Genomic DNA, 22522 nt, shown 5'->3' with positions numbered 1-22522 from the left:
CGGTGTAAGATCATCAAATAATTTAAGTGCTTCTTTTGCTAATTGTTTAGCAAATTTTTGCTTTTTTTGATTGTTTCAAAGCATATCTAACCCAAGGTCACAAAAAATTAACCTAACTGCAACACAAAGATAGTCTTGCTGCAAACTTTAAACCTTACTCTCGCGCCTCAACACAAGAACCCAATAACAGAAGAGAGAAAAGCAATGCGCATTACATTATTAGCCAGCTTAATTTGCAGCTCCTTAGTATTAGTAGCGTGCAATGACAGTGATACAGACACGCCCGTTAGCCCGCCGGCTACGCCAACTGTTGCTGCAGGCACCAAGCTTGATTTAGCAGTACTGCAAACCACCGACTTGCACGCCAATGTGCTGAGCTACGATTACTACAAAACCACCGAAGATGTCACCCTTGGTTTTGAGCGCACCGCCACGCTGATCGATACCGCACGTCAAGAAAACCCAAATAATCTGCTCGTTGACGATGGCGACACCATTCAGGGCACGTCCCTCTCTGATTTTCAGGCGCAAATTGAGCCAGTAAAGTGCGACACCCAGCTTGCCATTCATAAAGTCATGAGCGCCATGAAGTACGACGCAGGCAATATTGGTAACCATGAGTTTAACTATGGCCTAAAATTTCTTGGCCAAATCACGGGCAACGCTATGAAAGCCGGCCCGGAAGCAGGCCAAAACTGTAAAGGCCCGGATTTCCCGCTAGTGGTTTCTAATGTAAACAACGCGAGCGATGGCAAACCGCTGTTTGCGCCTTATGTGATTCTGGATCGCACCTTTAAAACAGCAGATGGCAAAGATGTAAAACTAAAAGTAGGCGTGATCGGTTTTACCCCGCCGGGCATTATGAATTGGGATAAGCGTAATCTGGAAGGCAAAGTCACCGTGTTGCCCGTCGTGGATGCGGCCAAAAAATACGTGCCGCAAATGCGTGCCGCAGGCGCTGATATTGTGGTTGCCCTCTCGCATGGCGGCATTTCGAGCGCGGCTTATAGCCCAGAAATGGAAAACGCTGTGTATTACCTAGCCAAAGACGTGCCGGGTATTGATGCCATTGTTTCTGGTCACTCGCATAGCTATTTCCCGGATGGCAAAAACTACGCAGATATCAAAAATGTCGACAATGTAAAAGGCTTGGTAAACGGCATTCCAACCGTCATGTCTGGCTTCTGGGGCAATACACTCGGGGTGCTGAAGCTTAATCTCACCTTTGATGGCAAGGCATGGAAAGTCACTAACTCGCAAGGCGAGCTTAAATACGTCAGCAGCAAAGACAGTGCGGGAAAAGTGACCGCTGTTCCCGTTAAAACCGAGATTGCCAAGCTGGTTGATAAAGAACATCAAGGCACGATCAAATATGTGAGCGCCGGGGTTGGTAAGAGCGAATACCGCATCAGCTCTTTCTTCTCGCAAGTGGGCCCAACTGCAGCAATGCGCCTGATTAATCTGGCGCAAACAGATTATGTGGCCAAGTTTGTGAAAGCCAATTTACCGCAATACGACAAGCTGCCTATCCTGTCAGCTGCTGCACCGTTTAAAGTCAACTTCCGGGGTACTGGCTTTACCGACATCATGGCCGGTGATGTGGCGATCAAAAATATTGCGGACCTTTACCTTTACCCGAACACGCTGCAAGCCGTAAAAATCAACGGTACTGCGGTGAAGCTTTGGCTAGAGAAATCAGCAGAACAATTCAACCAAATTGACCCTGCTAAAACAGCCGATCAAAACTTAATCAACAGCGCATTCCCATCGTATAACTTTGATCAAATCGACGGCATTACTTATGAAATCGATGTGACCAAAGACAAAGGCAGCCGCATTGTTAATCTAAACCTTGATGGCAAAGCGCTTGATTTAAAGGCTGACTTTATCGTGGTGACCAATAACTACCGTGCCAGCGGTGGTGGTGGCTTTGCGGGGCTAGATGGCAGCCAGATCGTGATTGATAGCGGTGGCGATGCCAATCGCGACATCATCGTTAATTACGTTAAAGAGCAAAAAACGCTGACACTGGCAAAACAGGGCCCAGTGGCCAACTGGCGCTTTGCCAAGGTCAAAACAGCAGGCAAAGTGCTGTTTGAAACCTCGGCTGATGCGGCAGCCGCCAGCGTAGCCGCTCAGGACAAAATCAATAATGTTTCGCTCGATTCTACCAAGGCAGATAAGAGCGCAGCGGTATTTAGTATTGATCTGAGCAAGTAATGATTCGCTGATCGTTTGATTTAAAAATCCTCAGGGTGCAGGCCCTGAGGATTTGGAGTTTTTATGAAAGCCTTATCCAAACCCATGCTTGCCCTCGTTGCCATCACGCTTTTTGCCACAGGCGGCATCGCCCTCAAGCAATATCAGCAAGACCAACAAACCCGCTACCTTGCCATGCCCAACGAAGCGGTGCAGCAATTACGTTTTGATGCAAAAAATGGTGCTGCACGTTTGCTTGAGCTTGCCACGGCAGGCCACCCGCTTGCAGCTCGCTTAATGGCCGAGCAAAGCACAGATAAACAAGCAGCCCTGCACTGGTATGAAAAAGCCGCTGAAGCAGGCGATCAGAAAGCCCGCTATCAGTTAGGTATGGCTTATTTAAAAGGTGATACCGTCAGCGCAAATCCAGAAAAAGCGCGGCTCTGGTTCAGTACCGCAGGCCAGTTGGGCGTTTACCGGCTAGGCATGATGACGCTTAAAGGTGAAGGCGGGCCCAAAGATCAGGCCAAGGGGATTGAAATGGTGCAAAGCGCTGCAAAAAGCAACGACCCCGCCGCGATCTACACGCTGGGCAATTGGTATCGCTATGGCGACTATCTGGCACAAGATCAGCATGCCGCCATCCGGCACTACAAAAAAGCGGCCAATCTGCAATACGTACCGGCACTGCAAGAGCTGGCACTCGCTTATGAAATGGGCGAAATGGGGCTGGATATCAACCCGGCCCAAGCTCACAGCCTGGGCGAAATGGCAGGCCATATCAGCCGCTGCAAACAAAACCATGAGCATGAGGTTAAGGTGTTTGATTAGCCGCCTAAAGCTTCCGGCATGCAAAAAGCCCACGTTCACCGTGGGCTTTTCTCTGCATGCGCCGTTTATTGCGGGTAGGCTGGCGTGGCTGCTGATAAATCCAGCCATTTGCCGCTGGAAACCTGATTAAATTTCTTTTGAGCAAGGGCATAAAACTGCTCTGTGGCAAGCGGCAGCTTTAGATCGGCCACCGAATCAAGCGCCATCTGGCTTAAAGGCAAGCCATACATAGCAAAGATTTTACGCACATCCTGCCCGATGATTTTGGAGCTAAGCACATAGAGCAGCTCATGATTACTGATGGTGTTATCTGCATAACGACTCATGCCATATTTATGACCGGTTGCCCATTCTTTTTTAACTAAGCGATCGGCCTTCGTCAGCAGGGTGAAGTAATCCATGCTGGCCTGCATGCCAGGCACGGCTTCATTGGCGCGGTATTTACTGAAGAGAAACGCTAGCTGAAAATGCACCGCCCGCATCGGGTCTTGCGAATCGCCACCCCAGAGGCGGTTTTCCATATCAGCGCGTTGCGCCTCACCGCTCTTGCCGCTTTGGCGGTTTTGTACAATGTATTGATAAAGAGCGGGGTGATCGGTGATATGCCCATTATCAATTCCTGTAAGAGCGTACTGGCGCATCATATGGGCGCTGGCAAGGATATTGTTATCGCATTCCACTAGGCAGCCTTTGCCATTTAGCTCGATATGCATCACGCGCTGCACGGTGTTGTGGCCCAGCTCGTGAGCGTGCCCCCAACCTGTGCCGCTGATACCAGCAAAACCATCCGAAGGGTTCCCAGAGCACAAATAGCCGCAAGCCGCTATCCAGCCCACAAAATGCTGCACACCCGGTGCACGGTGGATTGGTCCGTCGCACGTCCAGCCCAGTTGCGTACACAACGTGGCCACATTGGCCGACATCGGCATATTGCTATAGCCATTGGCAATATGGTTTGAATCGAACAGCATGCCTTTGATTTGATCGACGATATAAACTTTAGGCTCCAGATTGCCCATCGCCTCATTGGCATAATTAATCGTCTGCTGGATTTCCCCACCCACAAACTTAGCCGTTTGCCAGCCAAAATCTTTGCGCTTTAAAGCGGCAACGGCTTCATTAACATCCGCATCGCTTTGCACCTTGGTGAAATCAAAATGCGAATATTTGGCTGCGCCACGGATCTTTAGCGTCACACTTTGACCTGCTGTAGCGCCCGCATAATTCAAATAAAGCGGGCCACCAAAAGGGCTAACCAAGACTGTTTCACCGCTCGCTTTAAGAGGCAGCGCAAACGAATGCGGATGGCGAGGCCGCTTATAGCCCTCGCTCACTGCATCGGTGAGCGGGTTGCCCCAGCTACGCAGATAATTACTTTGCACGCCCAGCTTGCCGTTGCTTGCCAGCACTTCGATATAAACCGGCTTGCCGGGCACAGCCGCCCGGCCAATCGCCGTTATGCCATCGGCTTGAGCAATCGTCACTTCAATCGTTTCGGCACTACTGCTTACCGGCAATTGCTGCGCAGCCTGCGGCATAAAATCGCCCTGCCCCGCCCGGGCAACGGTGGTATTTGCCCGGTTAAAAGCCAGCCATGAATCAGAAGCATAGGTACGCAAAAACTCGGCAGGCTGAGTGCTGCGATTAATTTTTCCGTACTCGATATCCGGGCGGTATAGATCGGCCCACAAAACCAGCAACTGATGAAGATCGGCTGTAGACTCTGCAAACACTTCGCCACCCGTGCTTTGCAAGCTCGCTAACTCTTTATGCAACGCCGTAATCGCATCGGCAGATGATGTGTCTTTGCTTAAATCAAGGCTTAAGCTGGTGCTGCCCAACTGCTGAATAGCTTGTATCAACAGCGCTAACTTATCGCCCTGCTTCAGGGTATCGCTCAGTGTGCGCTGGCTGCCTACCGACATCCCCGCCGTGCTTGCAAAGTAATTACCGCCATAGCCACCCAAATCCATGCCCAAGGCTTGCAATACTTTACGCCCACCTGCCGAATCCCCCCAGCTTGGGTGCATATAGATCACGGCTTTGCCGCTTTCTAAATATTTGCGCACCTGGCGGCTTAGCTCTGCATCGTCTTTTACCCCTGCACCAAAAAACAAGACATCGGCATCTTGCCAACAGCTATTGTTGCTGGCGGCTAAATCACAGACCACGGCTTGCGGCGTTTTGCCCAAGCGGGTCAGCAGCTTAGTGACACTTTTGGCATCGTAGCCAGCGGTTGCAAATTTAATCGTGGCGGGCAGCGGCCCAGCCGCTTTGCCCGTCACCACCCAGTTAAAGGCGCGGCTAAACAAGGGGAAGTGCTGGTTTTCTTTTGACTGATCGGCCATCCAGGCCAAGACATCAGCGCCATAAGCCAAGCCTCTTCCCTTGCCATATTGGCTAATAGCCGCCATGCCCCGACCCTCATCCGACCAAACTAAAGGGGTGGCAATAGTCGATAGGCTTGGAGTAATTAAATTGCTGTTTTTGCTTAAATTAAGCGTCAGATCAAGGCTAGCACCGCCATAGATATCGTTCAGCGCGGCATTGTTCTGCTGCTGATAACGCTGAGCCAGCATTAAAGCCTGCTGCAATAAAAGCGCACGATGTGGAGCACTTAAGCCTGCCGTACTACCATTTTTAACTGCAGCCGCAATTAAACTTGCATCGTTGCTGCTGATCGGCACGCTGGCTGTGGATGAGGCCGTAGCCGGTGAATCAGAGCCACCACTGCCACCACAGGCAGTGAGCACGCCCAACATCAGCATGCTCAGAAGAGATTTATATTTCATCAGGGAAAGTGCCTCGTTGAAACTGCGCGATTCGCTCTAGTCCTTAGACAAGAACGGCATTAGATTTTCATGATATTACCAAGCGCGCCCAAGGTATGACATTGGTGTTTCTAATCAGTAAGGGTAAAAAAATCACCTGCCACTGCTCTGCATAAAACCCCTGCCGTCTATCAGGCTTAGCCGCCATCCGCCGTAACTTGGTCAAAAGTAATACAGACCATAAGGCATACCTTGATAAAAACTATCAATCACATTTAAACAATCAATTTGTTTTAACTATCATAAAAAACCATAATCGGTTTCAACAAGGAGCCACCATGCAGCAACCCACACTCAGGGAACTCTTTTGCGAACTGCTTGCCAGCTTGGTCTGGATGCAGTGATCCCAAATCTAAGAGGAAGAAAATCATGTCATCGAAAAAACTCACCACCCAAGCAGGCGCACCCGTTAGCGATAACCAGCACGCACTGACAGCAGGCCCACGCGGCCCGATGCTGATGCAAGATGTTTGGTATATGGAAAAGATGGCGCACTTTAATCGTGAAGTGATTCCAGAGCGCAGAATGCACGCCAAAGGCTCGGGCGCTTATGGCACATTTACGGTAACGCACGACATCAGCGCCTACAGCAAAGCCAAGATTTTTGCTGAAATCGGCAAGGAAACGCCGCTGTTTATGCGCTTTTCTACCGTTGCCGGTGAGCGCGGCGCGGCCGATGCCGAGCGCGATATCCGCGGTTTTTCGATCAAATTTTATACAGAAGAAGGCAACTGGGATGTAGTCGGCAATAACACACCGGTGTTCTTTTTACGCGACCCGCTGAAGTTTCCTGATCTAAACCACGTGGTGAAACGCGATCCGCGCACCAATATGTTTAATGCCAATTCGCAGTGGGATTTTTTCTCTAGCCTGCCCGAAGCCCTGCACCAAATCACCATTGTGATGAGCGATCGCGGCCTGCCTAAAAACTACCGCCAGATGCACGGCTTTGGTAGCCACACCTTTAGCCTGATTAATTCTGACAACACGCGCACTTGGGTAAAGTTTCACTTTAAAAGCATGCAAGGCATAGCAAACTACAGCAATGCAGAAGCTGCAGCGGTAGTTGCCAATGATAGAGAAAGCTCGCAACGCGATTTATACAACAGCATTGAAAACGGCGATTTCCCACGCTGGAAAATGTGTGTGCAGCTAATGACAGAAGCCGAAGCGGATAACTACGCGATCAACCCCTTTGATCTAACTAAAGTCTGGCCACACGGTGATTTCCCACTGCATGAAGTCGGCATGCTGGAGCTAAACCGCAACGCAGAAAACTACCATGCCGAAGTTGAACAATCGGCGCACAACCCGGCCAATGTGGTGCCCGGCATCAGCTTCTCGCCAGATAAAATGCTGCAAGGTCGCTTATTTGCTTACGGAGATGCACAGCGCTATCGCCTTGGCGTGAACCACGGCCATCTGCCGGTGAATGCACCCAAATGTCCATTCAGCAATTATCACCGCGATGGGCAGATGCAAATGGGCAACTACAACGGCAGCGCCTACCCAAGCTACGAGCCAAATAGCTTTGGCGGCCCGAAAGAAGACCCGAGCGTAGCCGAGCCGCCTTTGGCGATTCACGGCAGTGCCGATCGTTACAACCCGCTGCAAGATCAGCCTAATGATTACATCCAGGCCGGTGATTTATTTCGCTTAATCGGCAAGGATGGACAAGAGCGCTTGCTGGATAATATGGCTGGCGCGCTAAGCCAAGTAACGGTAAAAGAAATCCAAGTACGCCAGCTACGCCACTGCTACAAAGCCGATCCGGCTTATGGCTTAGGGCTAGCGAGTCGCTTAGGGATTGATGAGGCTGAGATTAAGTAAGCGGCATAGGTTTAAAACGTAGGGCGTACTGCGCTGGGCGATAAAACTTTGCCCAGCGCAGTACGCCCTACCTTACTACAACACATAAAAAACAGAGCAAACCACATTCAGTTAATAGATTTGCTAACCCAAAATCTCTGGCTCAACCAGTGTTGCCAGTTGCACAAGTGACTCTTGCCAGCCGAGATAGCACATTTCGGTGGGGATCATCGCGGGGATGCCCTCTTGCACAATGCTGATCTCGGTTCCACATGAGCACTTACTTAAAACCACGGTTACCTGCATTTCCCCTGGCAAGTTTGGATCGTCAAATTTATCGGTATAGCGAATTCGCTCAAAGGGGATGAGTTCCAGATACTCGCCACCAAATGAATGAACATTTCCAGTCGTAAAATTCGTAAACGACATCCGAAAAGTGCCGCCTGCTTTCGCATCCATATGGTGAACCTTGCATGTAAAACCGTATGGCGGCAGCCACTTCGCCATTGCGTCCACATCCAGAAACGCCCGATAAACACGCTCTGGAGGCGCCCGAAGTACACGATGCAAACGGATAGTGCCTGTAGTCATTTAGAGGCTCCAATGGCTAAGTGGAAAATAAATCAATCAAACATTGAATGATAAAACCAAGGCAGGCTACATTTTTAACGGTGGTCTATCCCTCGTTTTATCAGCTACTTAAGGCTGAGTTTTTCAGCTTATGTGCTTGTAGTCATAAATAATAAGAGCAAGAAGGCGTGACCGCATATTGAATATCTTTTTAAACGGTAGACGCAAAGGATTGTACTTAGGCGTCAGTGTTTCGTAATCAAATAGATTAGCCCGCATAACCCCCACTCCTTCGCTGTAAATGGATGAAAGTGGCGGGCTGAAATAAAACCTGCCACGCCGCAAAACCATCGGCAAAGCATGCATCTCGATCAACAAACCTGATCACAAAAAACTGACGACTAAATTGCCTTGAACCCTAAGCCCAAATTCAGGTCTATTCCTTTTTTCCAAACACTGCACACAAAAGGAATACTTTGCCTTATCGCCCTTCCCCCTCCACCCCCGCTAGCGACTCAGCCTGCTGGATGCTTATTTTTATTGCCTGGCTGATCGCTGCCAGCAGCACACTAGGTGCCTTGTTTTTTGGCGAAGTAATGGGCATGCCACCCTGCACCCTGTGCTGGTATCAGCGGATTTTTATGTTTCCATTGGCGATTTTCCTGCCGCTAGCGCTGTTTCCACTCGACACCAAGGTAGCCCGCTATGCCTTGCCCTTGGCGCTAATCGGGCTCGGTTTTGCGGTTTTCCACTGGTTTTTACAGCTTGGTTTTATTTCGCCTTCCGCCAGCCCTTGTGCCCAAGGCTCATCGTGCTCTGAAGTAGAAGCCGAATGGTTTGGCTTTCTCACCATGCCACTCATGTCGGTCTGCGCCTTTGCGCTGATCAGTATTTCTTTATTCGCAACATTTGTTCAGGGTAAAAAATGAAGCAAAAAATTATCTTTATCTCTGCAGCACTGGCCTTATTGGCACTGTTTGTTGTAAGTACGCTGACATTTAAAAATAAACAGCAATCTGCTGCCCAAGCTCATGTTCAGCTTAATCAAGACGCCTTAATGCGGATGCATTCGCCCATTATTGGCGCGCAAAATGCAAAAGTGACTATTGTTGAATTTCTTGATCCCGCCTGCGAAGCTTGCGCAGTGTTTTATCCCTTTATCAAAGAGCTGATGGCCAAAAATCCGGAGCAAATCCGCCTTGTAATTCGTTACGCCCCCTTGCATCAAGGCGCAGAACAGGTGATTGCCGTATTAGAAGCCGCGCGTAAACAAGGCAAATACTGGCCCGCACTTGAAACCCTGCTTGCTACGCAAGATCAATGGACAAAAAATCATCAAGCAAATGTCGATCTCGTTCTACCGCTGCTCGCGCCCTTGGGGCTGGATATGGCGCAATTACAAACCGATATGCAATCCAGCGGCATTCAAATGCTGATCCAGCAAGAAATAGCCGACGCGCAAGCACTGGGCGTGAATAAAACACCAAGCTATTTTGTAAATGGCAAGCCACTACAAAGCTTTGGTTATCAGCAATTGAGTGATTTAGTCAATGAGGCGCTCAATAAGTAAGCAAACTGCATCAAGAAAACGAGCCCCGATACTTAAGCCGTGGCTCGTTTTTTGTGCGTTTTTTAGCAACTCAACACCAAACTGGCCTTTCGAATAAAACGAGCTAAAGTAAATAAAAATACAGCGCTGGAGAGGATGATGCTTAAACCACTGCAAGAATGGATTTGCGATAGCTGCGGCAAAATAATCACATCGCCTACTGAGGGCTATGTGATTTGGCAGCACGATAACAATCAGCACGATTTTGATTTCAAAATCATCCATAAGTTTGTTTGCGAGCCGCCATCCTATCCCTCATCCGTCCCCCTGAATGATTTCTTAGGCAGCAAAGGCAGCACCTATTTACTCTCGTTTATTAGCCTAGGCAAAATCAAAGCACGCGGCCAATACCGCAATTACTGCCATGTGCTCGATTTCGACGAGTTCGTCGATCTATATCGCCGCGTACAAATCCCCTATTACGAAGAAGCACGCAAGAAATTTAACAACCCTCAATTACTAGCCGATATGGAAGACGCCAGCGAAGTACATCCTTATCAGGAAGAAGTGCTGAAGCAGATTATTGAAAAATATTGAAGTGGTTGTAAATAACTTCAATTAATAGACTAAAAAAATACGTATGAAAAACTTACAATAATAGCATCAAAAAAATCGTTAAAAATTGAAGGTTATGCTTAAACTTAATGCTACAAACAAGAACAGCCTCCGATATTTTAGCACCCCTTAGTTTTTCTCTATCGAATAACAAACAAGAATCAAAACCATACTACCTTACAATATAAGCGAACACTTCTACTTATAAGATTGATACCTATAAAAATTCTGATTTATTCAGCTTTGTTATTCTTACTCAAGCGGCAATCAAATGCTTGTACTGAATCCCCAGTAAAAATAGAAGATGACAATTCAACCAGCGCTTTCCTATTGCACGTACCTGCACCATAATTAGTTCTCCGATATATTTGCTCCAATTAAGGATCAAAATGAGTAAAATAAAAAAAAGAAAAGAAAAATTATCGATATACCTTGCAAAAACAGGCGCAGAACACGACATATCTAAAGTAATACACCTAGAAAAATCAATAAAACCTATTGAAATGGATGTATCAGGCATAGGAGCAACGCTCTATGTAAAAAAGGAATCACTAAAGCCACCACCTCCTTGGGTGAAATTATTTACGGAACACCAAGAACTTCCAGAAAATCTATTTGGTAATCGACAAACTGTAGGTGCGGCATTCGTCGCTCAGCTTAAAAGCAGACTCTTTATATTTACCTTTGGAACTGGTTTTCACCTTGTGAAAAACGAAGCAATTGAGAGAGACTTTGGTCTTAGGGTAACACTCAACTCTGTTGATCCAGACAAGTTAAGAAGCCTTGATAAAGCAAGCTATGACCACAATCCTTTAAACTCACGAACACAAAGCTCAATAGATTTAGGAATATTCGACCTTGATGTCGACTCCGAAATGGATATGTTATATGCAGTTACAGGGGCATCCAAAGTCCCCATATTTGGATCGCAAGTAACAGGAAGAGATGCCTTGACACTATTTTTGGAAACCAACCTAAATGAATTAAAGAATATTCTTTTAGAAGCCCTAGATAGATACGAGTCAGACTTACCTAAAGAGTTCGAATGGTTTGAAAACATACAAAGGATTAAGGACACAGATATTCAAGCGGTCCTTGATTTAGAATTAGATGATGCTTTTTCAAGAAAAAACTTCAAAAACATTTGGCTAGGCGAGCCAGAAATTACAGACTGGGAGTCACAAATTGGCTATTCTTTTGATCTCTATTCAAAAACACCAAGGCATGTAGTATTACAAATAAAGGATTTAGTGGAATATTTCAATACAAACAACATCCCATTAGAATCCGATAAATTTAAATCGCAAATAATTCACATCAACGACAACGAGTATAATTCAACAAAAAAATGGTCCGCATATCGATGCCTATATGCGGAGGTCTCTGTTGGGAAAGAACAATACATTCTAAGAAATGGTCAGTGGTATAGTGTTAATATAGACTTTGTGCAACGTATCGACAAATATTTAGAAGAACTTGATACTTACGCATTTGAATTCCCCACTTACTCCCATGATAAAGAGGAAGATTACAATGATTTTGTAGCCAAAACACAAAATAATATTGAGTTAATGGATAAAAAACTTACGCAAATAGGCAGTCCCTACGACAAAATTGAATTTTGTGATCTTATTAGAAATTCATCCGAATTTATTCACATAAAATACTATAGAAGTTCAGCGACACTTAGCCATCTCTTTTCCCAAGGCTCTGTTGCATCGGAAGCGTTCATTAGTGATTCTTCTTTTAGAAAAAGATTAAATGAAAAACTACCAAACTCAACAAAACTTGCATGCACTGACACCCGACCAGACCCAAGCTCTTATCGAATAGTCTATGCTATTGCAACGAATAGAACAATCCCTCAAGAGCTCCCATTTTTCTCAAAAGTTACACTCAAAAATGCAATAAAAGTTCTTAAAACATTAAATTACAATGTATCCATTTCAGCAATAAAGGTTAACCCTGAACTTGAAGTTAAGAAAAAATGCAAGCCGAAAAAATAAAAAAACAATAAACCAATACTAATAAGCCTTAGCTCCCACCACAAACCTCAAAAACCACGCCCCTCAGCCAGCGATGCGCAGGGTCGGCTTCCATTCTGGGGTGCCATAGCATGGAGATGGTGATTTCTGGGGAGGCGAAAGGCAGAGGGAAGTGGTGCATTCCGGCGCTTAGCGCCAAGGTGTGATGCTCTGGCACGGTGGCAATCAGGTCTGTGGATCGCGCTAGGGCAAGGGCTGCGGAAAAATCGCTGACGATGGTAGTGATTTCTCGCGTGAGGCCCAGTGGCTGCAAGGCTTCGTCGATCAACCCTCTATCCAGCCCCCTCCTTGAAACAAGCACATGCGGGCTGGCGGCAAATAGTGCAGGGGTGATTTCCACTTGGCTGAGCGCGTGCCCCATGCGCACCACGCCGATAAATTGATCCCTGAACAAAGCTCGGGTTCGCACCTCGGGGCCGGTGGTTTCGCTGATCACGCCGGTTTCTAAATCAACCGAGCCATCCCGCAGCGAGACGCTGTCTTTGTTTAGCTTTTGCACAAAACGCAGCCGCACCTTGGGCGCTTCTTCGCTAATGCGGGCGATCAGCACGGGGCCAAAGTTCTCTACAAAACCATCGCTACTTCTTAAGGTAAATGTTCTGGCTAGCTGCTCAAAATTAAGCTGATTGGCGGGGCGAAGCACGGCTTCTACATCTTGCACCAGCTGGCTGACTTGCTCTCTCAGCTCCAGTGCGCGCGGCGTAGGCACAAGGCCGCGCCCGGCTCTGACGAGCAGCGGGTCGCCCATTGTTTCCCGCAAACGCGCTAGGGAGCGGCTCATTGCTGAGGGGCTAAGACCAAGCCTTTTGGCAGCTTTAGCCACACTGCCCTCGGCCAGCACGGCATCAAGAGTGATCAGTAGGTTGAAGTCTGGAGTCGTCATGCTGGGTATTATATTTTGCTATGGCGTTAAACGCATGAATAAAGTGCAAAGCACGCGTCTTCCGCCACGCCAAACAAGGCACTATCTTGCAGGGAGTGGCTTTTGTGGGGCGGATGACCCCATACGCGCTTAGCTAATTATTTTTTCATGAGCAAACAGCGAAAAAGTATAAGGACCACACTCTTTGCATAGGGCTTTTTAAAGTCCCCTTGAAACACGCCGTAGCGAGGAACAAGCGGGGCGGGGTTTCGGCAAGGGAGCGAGGCAGCGAGCCAATCCCGCCCGCCGCCGACTCGATTGTCCGCAGCGCAGGGGCCTTCGTGTTTCGTGGGGTGGCCTTCTTTGGCTTCGTTTCTTGGCCACACAAGAAAGGAAGGTCCAGCGGGACGCCCGCACCTAAATCAAAGTGCCGAAGGCACTAAAAAGATTTTTTTGACTTTGGTTAGCGCGTATGGGACTAAGGCCAGCAAGTAATGCTGAATAAACTCATCCTACGAATAACAATATGCCTGCACTATATTACTTACATTTACAGGGGCAAAAAGGCAAAACTTACCCGTCTGCCGCCGTGCTCTCTGTTATCCTATGTAAGCAAGTTTGCACTGCACTTTTCGTCCCCTTATTAGCCCCTTTCGTGGCGCTTCCCTGTTGGCGTTTCTATACTCGTCTTACCTCGGCCGTTTTGTATCCCATGTTTGCATCCTTGATCCGACCTTTTTCTCATGCCGCCATGCACCGCGTTTTGCTGCGCCAGCTGTATTTTTCTGGTGTGCAGTCGATCGGGGTGAGTGCTTTGGCGGGCGCGGCGATGGGGGCGATTGTCATTACGCTGGTGCAGGGCAATTTTGGCCAGAGCGGGGCAAGGGCGATGAATGTGCTGATGATTAGCTGCATGCAGGAAGTGGGGCCTTTAATGGTGGCCTTGATTTTTATTGCCCGCAGTGCGTCTGCCATTGCCACTGAGCTGGCGGCTATGAAAGTAGCGGGGGAGCTGCGCACTCTGGCGCGGCTGGGCGTTTCAGTGGCGCATTATTTAATTTGGCCAAGAGTTGTGGCGGCCGCGCTAAGCTGCATGCTGCTATTTTGCTACTTTATGGTGGCGGCTTTGCTCAGTGGTGCTTTGGCTACTCCACAATCGGGGCTGATTGCAGAAATAGACCATAGTTTAAGCCAGCTTAATTTGTTTTCTTTGATGCTTGGTTTGGGAAAAAGCGCCGTGTTTGGTTTTGTGACCAGCGCCAGCGCTTGTTATCTGGGCCTGAGCGCGGGGTTTGCCAGCACCGAAATCCCAAGGCTGGCTTCGCGGGCGGTGTTGGTGAGTATTGTTGCCATCTTGCTACTTGATGCCCTGATTGCGGTGCTGATGAGTCGTGCAGCATGAGTAACGCGCAGCGCTTATTGCTGCATTGCAGCGATGCCGCACAAAAGAATCAGGCCTTGGATACCGTTTGCGCCTTGCTGCATCAGCGCGGGCAAGTGTTTGGCTTGCTGGCCTTACGGGGCGCGCTACTGAGTAATATTAATGTGGCAGAGAATCTGTGGCTGGGTATGAACTGGCATCGCCAGCAAAGTGCCGAGGCTATTTTGCCTGTGTTGCAGCAGCAATTAGTGCGTTTGGGGTTTGATGAGCACCGCGGGGCACGTTTACTCAATGCAAGGCCTGCCCAGCTTAACGCCACTGATTTACGAGCGGTGTTGTTACTCAGGGCTTTATTAATGGAGCCTGCTATTTTACTTGCCGATAATGATTGGTTTACAGGTGTGCTCTATGCAGATCGGGATTTAATGCAGCGTGCCGAGCCGCTGATTGCGCATTGCCACTGGTGGGTATTTAGCGATGATTTGGGGGATCCAACGCGTGAAGTGGATTGGGTTCCTTGTGATCTGCTTACCCTATTAAATGAGTTGAATAATGAGTGCTGATCTAAACCCCCTAAAGAAAGACAAACGCGCTTACGTGGGCCTTTTTGTGGCGGGCGCTTTGTTTTTGATTGCGATGGTGCTTTTTGTGCTTGCACGCTCCCAAGGCTGGTTTGAGCAAAGCTATACCTTAGAGTTTCGTGCTGCGAGTGCCGAGTCTTTAAATAAAGGCATGCTGGTGCGTCTATCCGGTTTGCCTGTTGGCAAAGTGACAGAGATTAAGCTGGAGGACGACGCACGGGTGCGGGTGCAAATGCAGATTAATAAAGATTTTCAGCGCTGGATTAAAAACGATTCGGCCGCCTCTTTAGCGCGGGAAGGGATATTTGGCGATAGCTTTATTCAAATCTCGGCGGGTACAAGCAAGGGGCAATTGCTGGAGGGCGGGGCGGTGCTGGCATTTGATCCGGGCAGTGGCATGAATGAGCTTTTACAACAATTACGTGAACGGCTTTTTCCCTTGCTGGAAGAAATGCAAAGCTTGGCTGCCTCACTTAAATCGCCTGATGGGCAATTAGGCAGCACGCTGAGCGAGGCGCGGGCCTTATTGCATGAATTACGCAGCACCCGTACTCAAATTGATAAAACGCTGGCCAGCGCAGCCTTGTTAACGCAAAAAAATATCCCTGCCACGCTGGGCTATGTAGATGGCACTTTGGCGGGGTTTAAAACGGTAGCGCAAAGCACCGATGCACAGCTTGCGCAGATCAGTAGCAAGCTGCAAGCCACGCTGGATCAGTACGAGCGCACCGGCAGTAGTGCGGATAAAACACTGAAAGAAGTGCAGATTTTGGTGCAAGAAACGCGGCCTTTATTGCAAAAAGCCATTAAAGACGCCGATGTGGTGATGCGTAGCGCCAATCAAACCATGATCAATATGCACGAGCGCTGGCCCTTTAGCGGCGATGCTAAGCCTGCATCAATGCCAGAATCTGAAAACTAGGCTACTGAAAATATGTAGGTGTATTTACTTACTATTTTCGTATGCATTTTGATAAAAAGTACCAGTTTTATGTAATTTTATGACGGAAATAAGCGGTTCCGGTATGCTGCGCGATTCATATTCCTTGTGGAAAAAGCCCATGCGCCCTGACCAGCTACTTGCCTCATTCGCCGCTGCTTTTAATCAAGATCAGCGACTGATCTCTTTGCAACTGGGGACCGGTGCAGCTTGGGGCGAGCAGTTGTTGCCGCAGCGAGTGGAGGGTAGCGAGGGGATTAATCAGGCTTATCGATATCAGATCGATTGCTTGTCTCCCGATGGTGCTTTAGAGCTTAAATCGCTGCTTGGCTTGCCGATTGTTTTATCTGTGGCCGATGCAAATGGCGATGCGATCGAGCGCTGTGGCGTGATCTCGCAGGCGCAGCTTTTAGGCTCGGATGGGGGCTTCGCCAAGTATTCCATCACCGTAGAGCCACCTTTTGCTCTGCTCAGATACCGACGCACTTCTCGCGTTTTTCAGGATTTATCCGCCGTTGATATTGTGAAACAGGTACTGGCCGAGCATCAGGCTAAAAACCCTGTATTTGCTTCGGTGCAAACGCTGGATTTCAAATTGTCAGGCGATTACCCGCCGCGCTCTTATTGTCTGCAATACCGCGAAGACGATTTCGCGTTTTTGTGCCGCTTAATGAAAGAAAGCGGCTTGGCATGGCGCTTCGAGCACCTGGCCGGAGACACGCCTCAAGTTCAACTTATTGTATTTGACGATGCCTTTGCCCTGCCCGAAGCGGCAGAAAGGGTGGTGAGATTCCACCGCTCGGATGCTACAGAAAAAAGTGATTCTCTCACCACATGGAATACCCAGCGGCAAATCGGTAGCAGTTCGGTTTCCCTAGCCAGCTTTGATTACAAAGCGGCCAACACCAGCCACAGCCTGAGCGATAGCGCGGTTGATCAGGGCGATGGCGGGCAACAAATCCAGTCCAGCCTGGAATATTACGACCCGCAAGCGCATTACTACGCCAGTGATTTAGACGAGCTTAATCAAGATGCAAAGCTGCGCCAAGATGCTTTAGACGGGCAAAAGAAATCGTTCTCTGGCTCTGGCACATTGCGCAGTTTGCAAGCCGGGCAATGGTTTCGCTTGGAAGACCACCCCGCCCATGAGTGGGACTCTGCCGAGCAGCGTGAATTCGCTGTCACCGAACTTAAGTTCACCGCAAACAATAATCTGCCAGCAGATCTTACCCAGCAACTTAGCCTAGTCGCTCCAAGTTTGTTGGCAATTGTAGGTTGGGCTGAGCCTGCGAAGCCCAACACCGCACCCTATCAAGTTAACTTTACCGCCCAAAGACGTGGCCAGCCTGTGCTTAGCCATATGGACGAGCAAGAGTTCACCAAGCCCACCAGCCCTGGCTTGCAAACCGCCACGGTAGTCGGCCCTGCTGGATCAGAGGTGCACACCGACGAGCACGGGCGGATAAAAATAGAATTCCATTGGCAGCGTGCTGCCGAGCACCCCGAGTTTGGCGCAAACCTCGATGACAAGTCCTCCTGCTGGATACGCGTCGCCGCGCCATCAGCAGGCGCAGGCTGGGGGCATCAGTTCATTCCGCGCATCGGTCAGGAAGTCACCATCAGTTTTATCGAAGGCGATATCGACCGCCCCGTAGTCACTGGCGCTGTATATAACGGCAGTCATTCAGTGCCCACCTTCAGCGGAGCGGGCATCTTGCCTGCCAATAAAACGTTATCCGGTATCAAAACCAAAGAGCATGAAGGTGGCCAATATGGTGAGCTGCTGTTTGACGATACTAAGGGCGAAGTTCGCACTAAATTATCTAGCGAACACGGTAAAACCCAGCTCAACCTTGGCTATCTGATCCATCCAAGAACCGACGGAAAAGGTGAGCCACGCGGTGAAGGGTTTGAGCTGCGCAGCGATAATCAAGGCGCAATCCGCGCCAATGGCCTCTTGATCAGCACCGAAGCCAAAGGCGGAGCATCGGGCAAACAGCTCGACCGCAGTCCAGCCCAAAGTCAGCTTGAATCAGCCCTTGCTCTGGCACAAAGCCTAGGTGAATCGGCCACCAATCAACTCGCCGACACCATCGAAACTGGCGATGGCGATAAAACCGTCAAGGCAGACAATAGCGAAGGCAGCAAAGCCAGCACTGGTCATCTGTACCACCACGTGCACGCCAGCAAAAGCCTTGAAGCGGGAAGCAACACCGACGGCAAAAAGTCGAAAGACCAAGCCGGTCAACAAAAAATCATCCTGCTGCACGGGGAAGACGGCATCGCCATCACCAGCCCGCAAAGCCAAACCCTCACCGCAGGCAGCAACCTGGATCTGATCGCCCAAAGAGACACCAATCAAACCTCTGGCCGCCGCTGGATTCATAACGTAGGTCAACACATCAGCCTGTTTGTGGCGGGGGTAAAAGACAAAGTTACGCTGAAACTGATCGCAGCCAAAGGCAAAATCCAGCTGCAAGCGCAGAGCGATGATATTGAAATCACTGGCGACAAAGACCTGAAAATCACCGCTTGCAAAGAAAGCATCCATGTCGTCGCCAAAGACGAAATTCTGGTTACGGCTGGCGGCGGCTATATCCGGCTAAAGGGTGGCAATATCGAGATTCATTGCCCGGGCACGGTAACTGTGAAAGGCGCGAATCATGAGATAAGCGGGCCGGCGAGCTTAAATATGCCTCCTGTTAAATTCAAAGGAACGCTCTGTGAAATGCAGGCAGCCTCAGCGGCTTCCGGTGGCGATGCTATTGTGCAGCGCCCATAAAATGGGTGTCCGCTTGATCATAAAGAGTATTCAATATGTTTGAACATACCTCCTCGAATGAGAAGCTAAATACCGTGCCCCACACAGAAAAATTACAAATGTCATTTTTGGAGGCTCACCGGTATGCGCTTATTTTGGCCGAGCAACGTGAAATGCTGCCTGCTGATTTGTCCTTAGTGCCACTGGCCCCAAAAGCATTTGCAAAAGATGTGGATTTAATGCCGCTGCTGCTAGATCTGTGGGCTCTTGATGAAAAAGTCAGATTGGCCTTGTTTGAGCAGCTCATCGCACTTCAAGAGCAAAAAGAAGCCAGCCCAATATCCGCGCTGTTGATTGCTCACTGCGATATCAAACAGCTCAGCAGGCACCTGAGCGAAATTCAGTTTCGTCGTTACCTTCAGCAATCAGGATGGCTGCGGCTTGTTGATCCACGCGTCTGGATACAGCTGCCCCGTATACTGGGGGCAAGGGAAGTGGCAAGGCTCTTTGGCCCTGTGCAGCAATGGAGCGTTTGCCTCTATGGCGATTGGATAGTGACTTTGCCTCCAGCGCAGGAAACGCCTGAGGCACTGAAACCCCTTCACCTTGCACTGCGCTGGCCTGCGTTATTAAGAGTAGGGATTGTTAACCGGGCTTTGGCGCACCTAGGATGGCTTAGCTATTTGCAAGCACAGGCTCAAAGTGAGCTATTGGATGCCTTGGTCTACCAAGGGCAAAGCAAACATCAACTTTTTCGTACCGAAGAGTTGGTTGCCTATGCCTGCCTAGGCATCCATTGTGGGCTAGCGTTTGATGAGCACCCGATAGCTCTGGCCGCGATTGCAGGATTGGATCGAGATGAGCCGGATGCCAGCATCGTTGATGCGCTCAATGAAATACCCCAGGAGCAATGGGAAATCATTCAAAAAGAGACCCATTCCAAAATGTACGCGACTCAATTACTCCTAAAGGCCAACAATGGCAGATAAGAAAAGTACCCCAAGCTGCGACTACTGTGAGAAACGCGGCGTGCCTATTTTACCGCTGCGCTATGCGATTGCGCTTCCAGATGCCGGTGCACCACTGCCCGTAACTGCGCCAGAAATTTCGCTAGATAAAAATGCGGCTCAATATACGACACGTTTGTTACGCTCAGGCTATCTCTATGTTTTTGATGAGGCCCGTAAACGCTGGGATGATTATTTTGTTACCCAAGATGGCTATTATTTCAAATTAAACACAAAGCCAGGCGCGGTTATCGTTACGCCTAAAGAGCCTTTTAATTGCAAGACAGAAGGTCACCGTGAAATTGCCAGCTGCATAACGATTCCTAATGCAAAATCGGCAACCAAAGTATGGCTTGCATTTTCTGATGCTCAGTGGTCCGAGGCCGTTCGTGCTCGGCATAATGCCGAAAGCTATCGTAAGCAGCATATGCGCTGCGTCGATGTTAAAGCTTTTGCTAGCAGCGTAGATGCCAAGCACTGTTTTAGCATCAAAGAGATTGGCAAGAAAGTTGCCGAATATTCCCTCAATACAGCAGCATTAAAAAAAGCAACTCAGTTTAGTGAATTCACTGCACAAGAGCGTTTTGGCCAAGATAAATTATTACTTGAACAATGTGAAAGTCTTTACCCTGGCAAAGGGTTTACTGTTGTATTAGACGATCCAGTTGGGGTTGCCGCAGAGCTGGCTGCGCTGATGAATTACCGAGTCTATGCATTTAAAAAAGCAAATAAAGACGATCGATTACGTAAGCTTTATGTTTCAGAAGTGGTTGGCGCTTTAGAAAAATCAGTCAAAGACGATGCTAGATTAGGCGTGGAAAAACAGGCCGCAGCGGCTGCCATCATGGACCATATGATGGTAGGGGGAGCCGATGATGGTCAGTATTTTGAAAAGTTTCGTGAGAATCAACGCAAAAAAGGCATTAATGTTGGCGCACAAGTAAAGAAAAATGTTGAGGATGCCCAAATACGAAGCTGGGCTAAATATCAAGCCAAGTTTAAAGAACAAGAAATGAAAGATTGGCAAAAAACACACGAACAAGAGCTTAAAGACTTAGATAAAAAAATGATTGAGCCTTTAGCCCTGGCACACACTAAGTGGATGAAATCCACCATTATTCAGCACTATTTTGAATGCAATTATGATAATAAAAGTGCAGAAAGTGGCATCGTCTATGCCAAGGCGGTGACGCAATGCCTTCAGGGGGTGCAAGATAAAGGGGCTAGCTTTGATTTGATCTATAAATGGTTGGATGGTGATATCACAGATAAAAATAATTTCATCCTCAGTGCCTTAGTCCTTAATCAAGAAAAAACCAAAGAGGACATAAAAAAAGCCATGACCGTGAGCTTGGATTGGCGAGGTCTTCCTCTTGATCCAATTGCGGGTTCTTTTGCTTTGGCTACGAGTAATGTGATTGAAAATAAACCGGATGTAATGGCTCATTACTTGGCCGTGATCGCTGGTGCATTTGGCAAGCTATTAATGAAGGCCTCTGATGGCATTGTTCGCCCAGCGATGGTGGCGTGTAATTTGCATATGGAGCAGCGATTTATTGTTGTCACTATCAATGGCACCAGAAAAGCATTTGTGAGTATGTTGGCCAGTGACATTGTCCGGCACAGCGGTCAACATTTAAATAAAAGCCAACTACAGCAAGCCGTCCGTCAACAAATAAAGAGCCTGCAAGTGGCAGGTGTACCACTGGATGGCACTAGCGATAAGCGCTTCCTGCTCTTGCTTGATCCAGAGCATTTACAGCTGATGCCCCCTTCGACGGCATCACCAGTAGACAAGGCTAAATGGTTGGCTGGCGCAATTAAAACACCGGAGCAGTTAGAAGCACTCAACTTAAGTAGCTGGCGCAGCAGGGTGCAGAATAGTTCTGTGGTTCGAGTTGCCGCAAAAACAGGCAACTTCACCCTACACAGCATTCCTTTTGTAGCAGGGGTGATTGGCGGGCTATTGCAGTATGCTGCATGGCAAAAAATGGCCGAAGATAAGAGCACCACCTTAAGCCAAGATGCTTTAGAAGCCATGAGCCGGATGTATGTGGGGATGACGGGGCTGGCGGCGACAATCGCTGATTTATCAGGGAAAGGCTTAGGTAAAATTGCAGGGATGCGGCGACTTTCTATGGAATGGGGCTTGGGTTTTAAGATGGCAGGAGAGGGGTTGGAGTGGCTTGCTAAAGCAGTGGGAATGGGGGCTGCGATTGTGGTTGCTGGCTGGGATTTTTATCAGGGTGTGAATGCAGTAAAAGAAAAAAATGATGGATTGGCAGTGCTATATTTTTCCTCTGCGTTTATTGGGCTTGCTGCATCATGGCTTTTAATTTATTCCACTTTGGCTTGTGCCTCTGTGGTTGGGTTGATTTTGGTTGGTTTATTAATTGGGATCACAATTATTATTGAATATTTAAAAGATAATAAATTACAGGATTGGTTGGAACGTACCATTTGGGGGGTAAAAGATAAATCGCATCGCTATAAAAATTTAAATCAAGAGATTGAACAATTAAATATTGCAAGGTCATAATT

Annotated in this window: 16 protein-coding genes; 13 read left to right on the top strand and 3 right to left on the bottom strand. The window is 48.4% G+C overall.

All coding sequences use genetic code 11. The features are described 5' to 3' along the window. Positions 1 to 204 precede the first annotated feature (204 nt). Positions 205 to 2220: a bifunctional 2',3'-cyclic-nucleotide 2'-phosphodiesterase/3'-nucleotidase gene (locus tag ACFQNF_RS18545; RefSeq protein WP_380189502.1), complete on the top strand. Its 2016-nt coding sequence runs from the start codon at positions 205 to 207 to the stop codon at positions 2218 to 2220. A gap of 63 nt (positions 2221 to 2283) precedes the next feature. After that, positions 2284 to 3030: a tetratricopeptide repeat protein gene (locus ACFQNF_RS18540; protein WP_380189500.1), complete on the top strand. Its 747-nt coding sequence runs from the start codon at positions 2284 to 2286 to the stop codon at positions 3028 to 3030. A gap of 65 nt (positions 3031 to 3095) precedes the next feature. On the opposite strand, the gene ACFQNF_RS18535 is transcribed toward ACFQNF_RS18540, so the two are convergent. Further along, positions 3096 to 5822 carry an ImpA family metalloprotease gene (locus tag ACFQNF_RS18535; RefSeq protein ID WP_380189498.1) on the bottom strand — a complete coding sequence of 909 codons (2727 nt, stop codon included), beginning with the start codon at positions 5820 to 5822 and terminating at the stop codon, positions 3096 to 3098. A 408-nt stretch (positions 5823 to 6230) separates the two neighbouring features. On the opposite strand from ACFQNF_RS18535, the gene ACFQNF_RS18530 reads away from it, so the two are divergent. Beyond that, positions 6231 to 7691: a catalase gene (locus ACFQNF_RS18530; protein WP_380189496.1), complete on the top strand. Its 1461-nt coding sequence runs from the start codon at positions 6231 to 6233 to the stop codon at positions 7689 to 7691. A gap of 123 nt (positions 7692 to 7814) precedes the next feature. On the opposite strand, the gene ACFQNF_RS18525 is transcribed toward ACFQNF_RS18530, so the two are convergent. Then, a complete protein-coding gene (locus ACFQNF_RS18525) occupies positions 7815 to 8261 on the bottom strand; it encodes an SRPBCC family protein (protein WP_380189494.1) in 447 nt (148 codons plus the stop codon). A 455-nt stretch (positions 8262 to 8716) separates the two neighbouring features. Here ACFQNF_RS18525 and ACFQNF_RS18520 point away from each other — a divergent pair, with 455 nt between their 5' ends. From ACFQNF_RS18520 to ACFQNF_RS18505, 4 genes are all read left to right on the top strand, one after another. Further along, positions 8717 to 9169, top strand: a complete 453-nt coding sequence (locus ACFQNF_RS18520; RefSeq protein WP_380189492.1) for a disulfide bond formation protein B — start codon at positions 8717 to 8719, stop codon at positions 9167 to 9169. Continuing rightward, a complete protein-coding gene (locus ACFQNF_RS18515) occupies positions 9166 to 9810 on the top strand; it encodes a DsbA family protein (protein WP_380189490.1) in 645 nt (214 codons plus the stop codon). The genes ACFQNF_RS18520 and ACFQNF_RS18515 overlap by 4 nt, the downstream gene beginning before the upstream one ends. A gap of 138 nt (positions 9811 to 9948) precedes the next feature. Then, complete coding sequence (locus ACFQNF_RS18510; RefSeq protein ID WP_380189488.1) at positions 9949 to 10386, top strand: hypothetical protein; 438 nt, start codon at positions 9949 to 9951, stop codon at positions 10384 to 10386. Between the two features lie 407 nt (positions 10387 to 10793). Continuing rightward, positions 10794 to 12410, top strand: coding sequence for a TIGR04141 family sporadically distributed protein (locus ACFQNF_RS18505; RefSeq protein ID WP_380189486.1), 1617 nt, complete (start codon positions 10794 to 10796; stop codon positions 12408 to 12410). Between the two features lie 28 nt (positions 12411 to 12438). Here ACFQNF_RS18505 and ACFQNF_RS18500 read toward each other — a convergent pair whose 3' ends face one another. Continuing rightward, positions 12439 to 13332, bottom strand: a complete 894-nt coding sequence (locus ACFQNF_RS18500) for a LysR family transcriptional regulator (RefSeq protein ID WP_380189484.1) — start codon at positions 13330 to 13332, stop codon at positions 12439 to 12441. Positions 13333 to 14023: 691 nt separating this feature from the next. On the opposite strand from ACFQNF_RS18500, the gene ACFQNF_RS18495 reads away from it, so the two are divergent. The 6 genes from ACFQNF_RS18495 (at position 14024) to ACFQNF_RS18470 (ending at position 22520) form a co-directional block, all read left to right on the top strand. Next, positions 14024 to 14713 carry an MlaE family ABC transporter permease gene (locus ACFQNF_RS18495; protein ID WP_380189482.1) on the top strand — a complete coding sequence of 230 codons (690 nt, stop codon included), beginning with the start codon at positions 14024 to 14026 and terminating at the stop codon, positions 14711 to 14713. Further along, positions 14710 to 15255 (top strand): hypothetical protein, encoded by a 546-nt coding sequence (locus tag ACFQNF_RS18490; RefSeq protein WP_380189481.1) that lies wholly within the window; start codon positions 14710 to 14712, stop codon positions 15253 to 15255. Before ACFQNF_RS18495 ends, ACFQNF_RS18490 begins: the two co-directional genes overlap by 4 nt. Then, positions 15245 to 16195 (top strand): MlaD family protein, encoded by a 951-nt coding sequence (locus ACFQNF_RS18485; RefSeq protein ID WP_380189479.1) that lies wholly within the window; start codon positions 15245 to 15247, stop codon positions 16193 to 16195. Before ACFQNF_RS18490 ends, ACFQNF_RS18485 begins: the two co-directional genes overlap by 11 nt. A gap of 139 nt (positions 16196 to 16334) precedes the next feature. Next, positions 16335 to 18995, top strand: a complete 2661-nt coding sequence (locus ACFQNF_RS18480) for a type VI secretion system Vgr family protein (protein ID WP_380189477.1) — start codon at positions 16335 to 16337, stop codon at positions 18993 to 18995. Positions 18996 to 19030: 35 nt separating this feature from the next. Next, positions 19031 to 19963 (top strand): hypothetical protein, encoded by a 933-nt coding sequence (locus ACFQNF_RS18475; RefSeq protein ID WP_380189475.1) that lies wholly within the window; start codon positions 19031 to 19033, stop codon positions 19961 to 19963. Beyond that, positions 19953 to 22520 carry a T6SS effector BTH_I2691 family protein gene (locus ACFQNF_RS18470; RefSeq protein ID WP_380189473.1) on the top strand — a complete coding sequence of 856 codons (2568 nt, stop codon included), beginning with the start codon at positions 19953 to 19955 and terminating at the stop codon, positions 22518 to 22520. Before ACFQNF_RS18475 ends, ACFQNF_RS18470 begins: the two co-directional genes overlap by 11 nt. Positions 22521 to 22522 lie beyond the last annotated feature (2 nt).

The organism is Iodobacter arcticus, assembly GCF_042664895.1.
GTDB classification, from domain to species: Bacteria; Pseudomonadota; Gammaproteobacteria; order Burkholderiales; family Chitinibacteraceae; genus Iodobacter; species Iodobacter arcticus.
Note: the sequence above shows the minus strand (reverse complement) of the source record. Positions and strands in the feature narration are given on the sequence as shown.

Bases quoted from the DNA above. Each gene is read 5' to 3' on its own strand.
- ACFQNF_RS18545 (WP_380189502.1), top strand. From the start codon at position 205: ATGCGCATTACATTATTAGCCAGCTTAATTTGCAGCTCCTTAGTATTA.
- ACFQNF_RS18540 (WP_380189500.1), top strand. From the start codon at position 2,284: ATGAAAGCCTTATCCAAACCCATGCTTGCCCTCGTTGCCATCACGCTT.
- ACFQNF_RS18535 (WP_380189498.1), bottom strand. From the start codon at position 5,822: ATGAAATATAAATCTCTTCTGAGCATGCTGATGTTGGGCGTGCTCACT.
- ACFQNF_RS18530 (WP_380189496.1), top strand. From the start codon at position 6,231: ATGTCATCGAAAAAACTCACCACCCAAGCAGGCGCACCCGTTAGCGAT.
- ACFQNF_RS18525 (WP_380189494.1), bottom strand. From the start codon at position 8,261: ATGACTACAGGCACTATCCGTTTGCATCGTGTACTTCGGGCGCCTCCA.
- ACFQNF_RS18515 (WP_380189490.1), top strand. From the start codon at position 9,166: ATGAAGCAAAAAATTATCTTTATCTCTGCAGCACTGGCCTTATTGGCA.
- ACFQNF_RS18510 (WP_380189488.1), top strand. From the start codon at position 9,949: ATGCTTAAACCACTGCAAGAATGGATTTGCGATAGCTGCGGCAAAATA.
- ACFQNF_RS18505 (WP_380189486.1), top strand. From the start codon at position 10,794: ATGAGTAAAATAAAAAAAAGAAAAGAAAAATTATCGATATACCTTGCA.
- ACFQNF_RS18500 (WP_380189484.1), bottom strand. From the start codon at position 13,332: ATGACGACTCCAGACTTCAACCTACTGATCACTCTTGATGCCGTGCTG.
- ACFQNF_RS18495 (WP_380189482.1), top strand. From the start codon at position 14,024: ATGTTTGCATCCTTGATCCGACCTTTTTCTCATGCCGCCATGCACCGC.
- ACFQNF_RS18490 (WP_380189481.1), top strand. From the start codon at position 14,710: ATGAGTAACGCGCAGCGCTTATTGCTGCATTGCAGCGATGCCGCACAA.
- ACFQNF_RS18485 (WP_380189479.1), top strand. From the start codon at position 15,245: ATGAGTGCTGATCTAAACCCCCTAAAGAAAGACAAACGCGCTTACGTG.
- ACFQNF_RS18480 (WP_380189477.1), top strand. From the start codon at position 16,335: ATGCGCCCTGACCAGCTACTTGCCTCATTCGCCGCTGCTTTTAATCAA.
- ACFQNF_RS18475 (WP_380189475.1), top strand. From the start codon at position 19,031: ATGTTTGAACATACCTCCTCGAATGAGAAGCTAAATACCGTGCCCCAC.
- ACFQNF_RS18470 (WP_380189473.1), top strand. From the start codon at position 19,953: ATGGCAGATAAGAAAAGTACCCCAAGCTGCGACTACTGTGAGAAACGC.